8 protein-coding genes are annotated in these 8265 nt (G+C 60.1%); 6 read left to right on the forward strand and 2 right to left on the reverse strand.

The features are described 5' to 3' along the window. The first annotated feature begins 44 nt into the window (after nt 1-44). A complete protein-coding gene (locus tag F561_RS0121250; RefSeq protein ID WP_019011988.1) occupies nt 45-602 on the forward strand; it encodes a TetR family transcriptional regulator in 558 nt (185 codons plus the stop codon). 103 nt (nt 603-705) lie between these two features. Here the strand turns inward: F561_RS0121250 and F561_RS0121255 are convergent, their stop codons facing one another. Then, nucleotides 706-1644 carry a DUF808 domain-containing protein gene (locus F561_RS0121255; protein ID WP_019011989.1) on the reverse strand — a complete coding sequence of 313 codons (939 nt, stop codon included), beginning with the start codon at nt 1642-1644 and terminating at the stop codon, nt 706-708. A gap of 454 nt (nt 1645-2098) precedes the next feature. Here F561_RS0121255 and F561_RS26335 point away from each other — a divergent pair, with 454 nt between their 5' ends. The 5 genes from F561_RS26335 to F561_RS0121280 all read left to right on the forward strand — a co-directional run bounded on the left by F561_RS26335 (nt 2099) and on the right by F561_RS0121280 (nt 7785). Beyond that, complete coding sequence (locus F561_RS26335) at nt 2099-3721, forward strand: carboxylesterase/lipase family protein (protein ID WP_169389558.1); 1623 nt, start codon at nt 2099-2101, stop codon at nt 3719-3721. A 141-nt stretch (nt 3722-3862) separates the two neighbouring features. Beyond that, nucleotides 3863-5398, forward strand: coding sequence for a diguanylate cyclase domain-containing protein (locus tag F561_RS0121265; RefSeq protein WP_019011991.1), 1536 nt, complete (start codon nt 3863-3865; stop codon nt 5396-5398). A 198-nt stretch (nt 5399-5596) separates the two neighbouring features. Further along, complete coding sequence (locus F561_RS0121270) at nt 5597-6460, forward strand: tryptophan 2,3-dioxygenase (RefSeq protein WP_019011992.1); 864 nt, start codon at nt 5597-5599, stop codon at nt 6458-6460. A gap of 228 nt (nt 6461-6688) precedes the next feature. Beyond that, nucleotides 6689-7465, forward strand: coding sequence for a type 1 glutamine amidotransferase domain-containing protein (locus F561_RS0121275; RefSeq protein ID WP_157452081.1), 777 nt, complete (start codon nt 6689-6691; stop codon nt 7463-7465). Next, the gene (locus F561_RS0121280; RefSeq protein ID WP_019011994.1) at nt 7462-7785 is read left to right on the forward strand and encodes a putative quinol monooxygenase; all 324 of its coding nucleotides are present in this window, start codon (nt 7462-7464) and stop codon (nt 7783-7785) included. The genes F561_RS0121275 and F561_RS0121280 overlap by 4 nt, the downstream gene beginning before the upstream one ends. Before the next feature lie 259 nt (nt 7786-8044). Here F561_RS0121280 and F561_RS29750 read toward each other — a convergent pair. Then, the coding region (locus F561_RS29750; protein WP_211214810.1) for a hypothetical protein at nt 8045-8265 on the reverse strand (221 nt) is incomplete at its 5' end.

The raw sequence follows: 8265 nt of genomic DNA on the forward strand, positions 1-8265 counted from the left end.
CAACTCCAGGAAGTCAAGCAACTGGTTGGTTGTATTCTGATTGCATGAAAAGAGACGCCCAGGCCACCCGTCAACGAATTCTGGAGGCCGCCACCGCTGAATTTGCTCGCTACGGCATTGCTGGAGCAAGAATAGACCGAATCGCGCAGGCTTCGGGCAGCAACAAAGCGATGATCTATGCCTACTACTACAGCAAAGATCAGCTGTTCGACGCGGTCTTCGATTCTCTGATCGTCCGCAATATGAACGATGTTCCGGTCGATGTCCATGACCTGGCCGAGTACGCCGCCCGCCTCTTCGACCAGTTGCAAAAATACCCGGAAGTCTCCCGTATAGCCGCGTGGGACAGCCTGGAACGTGGCTCGGTGGGAATGAAGACGGACGCGGTCGTAGAGGCCAACCGACACAAAGTGGCTGCAATCGGTAGCGCACAGCAGGCAGGGGTACTGAGCGCCACTTTCCCCGCCGCCACCCTGCTCGATCTGGTCATTGCCCTCACCCAGATCCGGCCTCTGCTGATGGACGGATCGGAACAGGATACCGACCATGCCCACCGCAGGCAGGCCATCAAGGACGCCGTCAATGCGCTGTTACGTCACTGAGAGGGTCAGAGCCGATCCACGGAATCAGGCATCGTTTATTCCGGTTGCCTTCCTTCGGGAATCCGCCTGATTGACTCCAGAGACAAAGCAGCTGGCCTGACTCTCAGTGTTTTTTCTTGCTGGGCAGCAGATGCATGATCGCTACGATGATGGCCCCGACAACCACGCCGACCAGGGCAGAACCCAGCGTCTCCACCAGCCATTCCACGACAGCCTCTACTGCGGGCAGGGCGTGGCCTGCTGCCAGTGCCAGATCGTGCAGGAAGTGGGCGGGCGCACTGAAACCGAACTTGTTCAGGCCGTCGATGATGATATGTCCGCCCACCCACAGCATCGCCGCCGTGCCGATGACCGAAAGGGCCGCCATGACAACCGGCATGCCCTTGACCAACCCGCGCCCGATGCTGCGGGCCGCACCGGAGCCGCTCTTGGCAAGCCTGAGGCCAAAATCGTCGGTCTTGACGATAATTCCGACCAGACCGTAGACCAGCGCCGTGATCAGAACGGCCACCAACACCAGAATAAGGGCGCGGGACAGCAGGGGCTGGTCGGCCACTTCAGCCAGCGAGATCGCCATGATCTCTGCCGACAGGATGAAGTCGGTGCGGATGGCTCCGGCCACCATCGTTTCCTCGTGCGAGGTGCTGGACAGCTTGGCCGCCGATTCCTCCGGCACTTCCTGATGTCCTGTGACCGCCTCATAGAGTTTTTCAGCTCCCTCGTAGCACAGGTAGGCACCGCCCACCATCAGCAGGGGCGTCATGGCCCACGGGACGAACTGACTCAGCAGCAACGCGGCGGGCAGGATAAACACGATCTTGTTGCGGAGCGACCCCTTGGCAATTCGCCAGATGATCGGCAACTCGCGGTCGGGAGTAAAGCCCACCACGTAGCGCGGGGTGACTGCCGTATCGTCTACCACGATGCCGATGGCCTTGGTGCCTGCCTTGCCTGCCGCCGCCGCGATATCGTCCAGAGAAGACGCCGCGACTTTGGCAATGGCCGCCACATCGTCCAGCAGGGCCACCAGACCGCCGCTCATCGCCGCGCCTCGCCTGAATGGAGTTCTGGAAGAACAGGTGGTGCGGCTCTGCACGAGGTGCTTGCAGCTGGAGTGGGGGAGGAGTGCGGCAGGGTCATCAGGCCTACAGAGTACCAATCTGTGCCCTGGTGGTCAGGTTTTGTCTGGTAGACCTTAAGGGGATAGGGCTGGGCAACATTCCACGGAAGACCAACCGAATAAGACTGCTTTCGTTGCCCAGCCAGGAAAAAATGATCTGTCAACAGACCTGTTTTGCTGCTCTTTCTAACCCTGTCCTCTGATTTGTCCTTCTCCGTACAGAACATTTTCGTAAGCCTGCTTACCTTGAAAGTGCTTCCCCCTGAATGCCTATCCTGAGCCAGAATCCCGAGCAAAGATCCTGACTACCAAGAGTTGTTGTCGTGAGCGGATGCGGTCTTCTCCCTTCCTCTTCCGCTCTTTCCAGAGGTGTTCTATGTTGAGAACTGTGTTGACAGGAACAGCGTTTTTTCGGCTGGCAACCACCACGACGCTGCTTCTGTGCGCGGCCCAGGCTCAGACCCCAGTGACTGTGCAGACCGCTCAGGGCGCAGTGACCGGACAGCAGGCCGAGGCCAACAGCTTTCTGGGCATTCCCTACGCCGCGCCTCCGGTGGGCGAATTACGCTGGCAACCGCCGCAGCCCGCGCCCAGTTGGACAGCGCCCCGTGATGCCACTCAGGCGGGGTCTGTCTGTCCTCAGGTCGCTCTCGGCCTCTTTCCGGTGGCTGGAGTGACGCCCGGAGAGGTGCAAGGCAATGAAGACTGCCTGTTTTTGAATGTCTACACGCCCAGATCGGCCACTGCCGACAGCCGCCTGCCCGTGATGGTGTGGCTGCACGGCGGCAGTTTTACCCTGGGTTCCGGCAGCGCCTATGACGGCAGTGTGCTGGCCGAAAAGTACGGTGTGGTGGTCGTGACCCTCAACTACCGCCTGGGAGCGCTGGGGTTCCTGTCGCTGCCTGCACTGAACGCCGAAGCTGCTGACCAGACTTCAGGCAATTATGGGTTGATGGATCAGCAGGCGGCTCTGCGCTGGGTGGGGCGTAATGTGGCCGCATTCGGGGGCAATCCTGCCGACGTGACCATCTTCGGTGAATCGGCAGGCGGCATGAGCGTCTGCGCCCAACTCGCGTCACCGCAGGCGGCGGGCCTGTTCCAGAAGGCCATTATTCAGAGTGGATTGTGTCTCAGTCCGGGTAATGCGGTCACGCTGGCGCAGGCTTCGGCTCGCAACGTGCGTTACGCCGACAAGTTGGCCTGCCGCCCCACCGATCTGGCCTGCCTGCGTAAAGTCAATCCAGAAACCCTTCTGAAGACCACGGTGCCGGGGCTGAGGCCCGCCAGCAATCTGGTCTGGTCACCTGTCTACGGAGCCGGAATCCTGCCTCTGACGCTTCAGGACGCCTTCGCACAGGGCCGTTTTAACCGGGTTCCCGTGCTGGCGGGCACCAATCACGATGAGGGCCGTCTGTTCGTTTCCGCTATTTCGCCGGGCGGCAAACCCCTCAGCGTCGTTCAGTACTGGGGCGGCACGGGCCTGTTGGCGGGCGCGGCCAACCTGGGCCGGGTGCTGGCGCAGTATCCTGTCCGCTCCTATTCCACACCTGCACTGGCTTTTGCCACGCTGTTCACTGATGCCGTGTTCAGCTGCCCTGCCGTGCGGGTCGGTACCGCTCTTTCTCAGTACGTGCCCGTCTACGCCTTCGAGTTCAGCGATCCACAGGCCGCCACGTCCATCAAGACCCCCGCCGACCTGCCAGGACTGGGTTCGGCCCACAGCAGCGGCCTGATCTACGCCTTCCAGAAGCCTATCGCGGGCCTGGGGTCGCCGGAACAGTTCAGCCCGCAGCAGGCCAGATTGTCGGATCACCTGAGTGAAGCCTGGGCAACTTTTGCCAAAACGGGCCGCCCCACGGTCACGGGCCAACCCGCCTGGCAGCCCTTCGATCCAGCCCGCGCCAATGTTCAGGTGTTCAATCTTATGGGCGTGCAGGAAAGCACTGCCTTTGCCGCCGACCATAAATGCGACTTCTGGACGCGCCTGAACCTGAACTGATTGGCAGCGGCCCTGGTTCTTCGGATCTTCATGGCAGCTGGCCCGGCTCAGCCGCCTTCCACCGAGATTTTTTCTTCATGGCCTATCCGCTATACCCCTTGTCAGGGGATTGCCAGAAGACGAGGCCTATGCTGTACGCACATGACCGGTGCTCCTTTCCCCGACCAAGAATATGCCCGGCTGTTGACACTGGCCCAGTACGAGATCCTGGATACCTATCCGGAAGCGGCTTTCGACCGGATTACCCGGCTGGCCGCCCACCTGCTTAAAACTCCCGTTGCTATGGTCAATTTTGTGGATCAGCACCGGCTCTGGGGCAAGTCGGCGGTGGGCGTGAATCCAGTCAGCATGCCGCGTTCAGAGGCGCTGTGTGCCTGGACTATTTTGCATGACACGCCCATGGTCGTCGAGAATGCCCACCTTGATCCCCGCTTTTGCTACAACCCGGGGGTCACGGGCGACCCGCACATTCATATGTATGCGGGCGCACCCCTGACCAGTCCCAGTGGGCACCGCATTGGCACGCTCTGCGTCATGGACGATCAGCCCCATCCACTGACTCCCGGCGATCTCCAGGCCCTTCAGGATCTGGCGGCGCTGGTCGTGGATGAACTGGAACTCAGAATCAAGAATCTGCAACTGAGCCGCGAATTGGGAGCACAGGAGCAACTGGGCCAGGAGTTGCGCCGAACTCTGGAGCATGGCCGGGTCCTGGAAGGCGTTTCCAGCCTGATGGATCTCGATCTCGGCCCGGAAGAGATTACCCTTGCGGCAGCAGGACTTCTGGGCGAGGCATTGGGAGCCGATTACACGGGCCTGATCCTGTTTCACGGCGAAACTCTCAGAATTGAGGCGGCCTATAGCCATCCGCGTTTGCCCATCGAGGCGCACGCCATCCCGGACCGGGTCTTGCGCTTGCCCGGCACGCTCACCTCGGCCCTCAGAAATGCCACCTTGCCGCTGTATACGAACGATTACGCGGCCAATCAGGGTGCCCTGAAAGAAGTGATCGAGGCCGGGGTCAAGCAAATTGCATGGTTGCCGCTCGGGACACGGGGCAAGGTGACTTCTCTGCTGATGACAGTGCGCCTGAAGGACAACCCCGTACCTCAGTGGCGCAGCAGTGACCGGGCGCTGTTGGAGGCGGCGGGGCGCAGCGTGCGGAGCGCTCTGGACCGGCGTCTGGTGATGGACGCGGCCCTTCAGGAAGCACGCCAGGATTCCCTGACCGGGGCACTGAATCGGCGGGCCTTCGACCACGATCTGGACGAATGGAGCAGCATCGACAAAGCCTTTACTCTGGCTGTTCTGGATCTCGACGGCCTCAAGACGGTCAACGACGCCGAAGGCCACGCGCAGGGCGACAAGGTGTTGCAGGTATTTGCCGGAACACTGGCCGTAGAACTGGGCAAGGCAGCCAGTTTGTACCGTGTGGGTGGCGATGAATTCATTCTGCTATCGGTCAGCACCGAGGAAGACGCCCTGTACGAGCAGGTTGATGTGGCGGTGCTGGCTGCCCGGCAGGTTTCTGGACTGAGGGGCGTCAGCATGGGTATTGCCCAGAGCAGTGAAGCCTCTGGCCCGGACTTGATCGAACTGGCTGACCGCCGGATGTACGCGGTCAAACAACGCCGTCAACAGGTACGGGCGGGATACGAGGAATCGATCACTTTCTGAGCAGAAGGTCATCTGTATCGAAGAATTCTGGCTTCTAGACGAAAATTTCCCACTGCATCGGCAAGTTCCAGGAAGCGTTCTGCTGAAGTGCGGCTCAGGATTTGCCTGCTGTTTGTGTTCTTTGATTCCTGAAACCTGCTGGTTATTTACCCCCATCCTGGGTATCTATGACCTCCCCTCTGGGAGTACCCTCAGCCTATGAGCGACTCACGGCCTCCCGTCATCCCTGCCGACCCAGACCCGAATTCTGCCGAACGCGCCTACGGTGACTTTTCGCGGGCACTCAGTTACGTGGAATATTTGCAGATCGATACGCTGCTCTCGGCGCACCAACCAGTGACCCAGGCGCACGACGAGCATCTGTTCGTTTCCGTGCATCACGTGTCGGAGGTCTGGATGTCGCTGGTGGTGCGCGAACTGACGGCGGCCATGACCCTGCTGGCGGCGGGCGTGACCGATGCGCCGCTGAAAATGCTCTCACGGGTGGTCAAGGCGCAGCAGCAGATGACCAATGCCTGGGACGTGCTCAAGACCATGACGCCTGCCGACTACCTCCAGTTTCGGGACGCCTTCGGGCGGGCTTCGGGGTTCCAGTCGGCGCAGTACCGCATGGTGGAGGTGCTGCTGGGCAACCGCGATCCGGCCCTGCTGCGGCCCCATGCCCACCGCACCGACCTGCATGACCCACTTCAGGCAGCCCTCGCAGCCCCCAGCGTGTACGACCTGACCCTGCAACTGCTGGCGGCGCGTGGTCTGTTCGTGCCCACCGAAGTCTTGCAGCGCGACTTTTCCCAGAAGCCCGTCGAAAATGCCGATGTTCTGGCCGCGTGGCTGACCGTGTACCGCAATCCCGAACAGTACTGGGATCTCTATGAACTGGCCGAGAAACTGCTGGACGTGGAAGACAACTTCCGGGCATGGCGTTTCAATCATCTGACCACCGTGGAACGCACCATCGGATTCAAGACAGGTAGCGGAGGCACCAGCGGCGCTGGCTATCTCCGGAAAGCCCTGGAAATCGTGCTTTTTCCGGAACTGTGGCAGGTGCGAACCAGCCTCTAATCAGGTCAGACCTGATTGTATGCACCTGATTTCAGGCGGTGTGGCAGAGTTCCTTTCCGGAATCCGGGCCGTAACCACCCTGTTGTGCAATTCCACTGGGCGGCCCAAGTTGCCTGCCCAGTCTCATGTATTTTCAGCCCCCATCAGACGTGTGCCGTTTCTTGTGCTTTGTTTATCAAAGTGATTTATCGCACATATTGCCCTGAAGCCGCTTCCTATGCTGACTTTATGAATAAGAAGATCCTCGTTGTCATGTCCAGTGAATCCGTCCTTCCGTTGCAAGGCGGTCAGACGCATGCCACCGGCTTCTATCTCAACGAGTTCGGCGTACCCGCGCACCGCCTCGTGCAGGAAGGCTACGAACTGATCATTGCCACCCCGCGCGGCAACCGGCCACCGCTGGATCAGGTGAGCGACGCCGCCAACTTCTTCAAGGATGAAGCCGAGTACGGACAGATCAAGGCCTTCGTCGAGCAGACCCTGAGCGGCCCCATTCTGAAGTTGTCCGACGCCGCCGCGCACCTGGACGATTACGCCGCTGTTTTCCTTCCCGGCGGACACGCGCCCATGATCGAGCTGATGCGTGATCCTGACCTGGGCCGTGTGCTGGCCCACTTCCATGCTCAGAGCCTGCCCACAGCGCTGATCTGTCACGCGCCTGTGGCGCTTCTGGCTGCACAGAAAGATGCCGCCGCCTATCAGGAAGCTCTGCAAAATGGTGCTACGCCCAGCGCTCAGGACTTCCTGTACGGTGGCTATAAGGCCACTGTGTTCAGCACCCCCGAGGAAAAGGACGCCGAGAGCGGTTTCGATGCTCCCATGCTGTACTACCCGGAAGACGCCCTGACCGCTGCTGGCATGACCATTCAGAACGGCGCGAAGTGGAGCAGCAATGTCATGCGCGACCGTGAGCTGATCACCGGGCAGAACCCCATGAGCGACGAGGAGTTCGTGACGGTGTTCCTGACTGCCCTTCAGGAAAGCCCTGTGGCGGCACAGGCATGAGCAGCGATTCCAAAAGCGCCTACGTCAATGTCCAGGCCATCATTGTGCCCAAACCCGAATATGCCGCGCAGGTCGAGCAGGAAATGCGGACGATGGTTCTGCACAGCCGCCAGGAAGAAGGCAACCTCCGCTACGATCTGCTGCGTGAGGAGCGGGACGGCCTGCTGCGTTTTTATGTTCAGGAACGCTACCGTGACATGGCCGCTGTGGAAGCCCACCGTGCCAGTGCCCATTATCAGGCCTACCGCGCCAAAGCCGCTGACTGGTTCAGTGAGGCCCCGCAGGTCACCGTGCTGCAAGACGTAGACGTGGCCGACTGAACTCAATCCACACAGACCAATCTGCCCTGACAATAGCCCGCAGCCGAATAGCTGTCCGAGTCGTGCTGGCCGCTCTTGTTCACAATATTCCTTTCCCTGAAGAGGATTTACAGATCAATGCGACGGACTGAACCTGCCAACTCTTTATTCAGTTTGTTGCATTGAATCTCAGTTATTTCGCGGTGGTCATCCAAATGGAGCCTTGATGGGCTCAGTACCCGACACTTTGTTGAGGGGTTGAAATCTCCCGTCTGATCCGTCAAAACAGAACGCGTCCCCTGCCACGCTGACCCATCTGACGCGCTGCTTTTGTGCTCATTTCCCGGAGTACCGCAAAAACCAAGTGGAACTGCTTTCTCTCGTTGTCCTGGCACTCCTTCAAGCCAAGGACGTCCGGCATGGGGAGCTGGCTGAGCGTTTCCCGGGAAGCGCAGGGGCGTCGTCGGTCATTCGCCGAATTGAGCGGTTTTTCAACCGCCA

Source organism: Deinococcus aquatilis DSM 23025 (assembly GCF_000378445.1).
In the GTDB taxonomy this organism is placed as follows: Bacteria; Deinococcota; Deinococci; order Deinococcales; family Deinococcaceae; genus Deinococcus; species Deinococcus aquatilis.